Annotated in this window: 1 protein-coding gene; it reads left to right on the forward strand. The window is 39.3% G+C overall.

Annotated features, from left to right (window positions below; translation table 11 throughout):
- Positions 1-720 (forward strand): hypothetical protein (locus EO244_RS16970; protein ID WP_164977531.1); only part of this gene is annotated, 720 nt, incomplete at both ends.

Consider the following 720-nt stretch of genomic DNA (forward strand, 5'->3'; position numbering starts at 1 on the left):
TTAAGAAAGCTATAAACCTTTCTAATGATGCAGGTGATAGCTATGGCGTTTTGAAGAATGATGCCGGTAAATTACTTTGGCAAGGAGAGGACGTCTACACAGCTTTAAATGCAAATAAATCGAATGTTGACTGGACAGCCAAAGAATTAAGAGCCTTCGGGAATCTTAGGGTAGATGAAAATGGTGTTTTTGCCAAACTCATTCAGCTGAATAATAATCAAAGCATACAAGGTCAAATCAATGGTCAGTCCACTTATGGTAATATGCTGGCTATGGGGACTGATAACTATGCTCAGGTAGGTAATTGTTTAAATACTGAGGGGGTAAAACTTTATTCAAAAGGCAATCAGTTAAAACTAAGCATTGATGGAAATGGAAGTACAACTTATGGTAATCATAGTGTAACGGGTGAAGTTCGCATAGATACCACACGATTAGCTAAGGGGTTATTGTGCCTAAATTCAGATGACTGGATTAAACATACCGCAGGAGCTAATGAGGGATGGGAAATTGTAAGTGATGGAACTAAAGATCTGGAGATTCTTAGAAATATCGGTATTATCAATCACAGAGACACAACCTTTAAGGGAGTAATTGGAACGGCTCCCTTTATCTCCGGTATTGGAGGAAAAGGGACCTGGAGAATATCTCAGGATGCGAACGCTGAACTTGATAATCTGGACCTAAGGGAAGGTTTGACCTGCAATACTTTCACCAATA

Origin of the sequence: Ancylomarina salipaludis, from assembly GCF_004122035.1 — a bacterium.
Classification (GTDB): Bacteria; Bacteroidota; Bacteroidia; order Bacteroidales; family Marinifilaceae; genus Ancylomarina; species Ancylomarina salipaludis.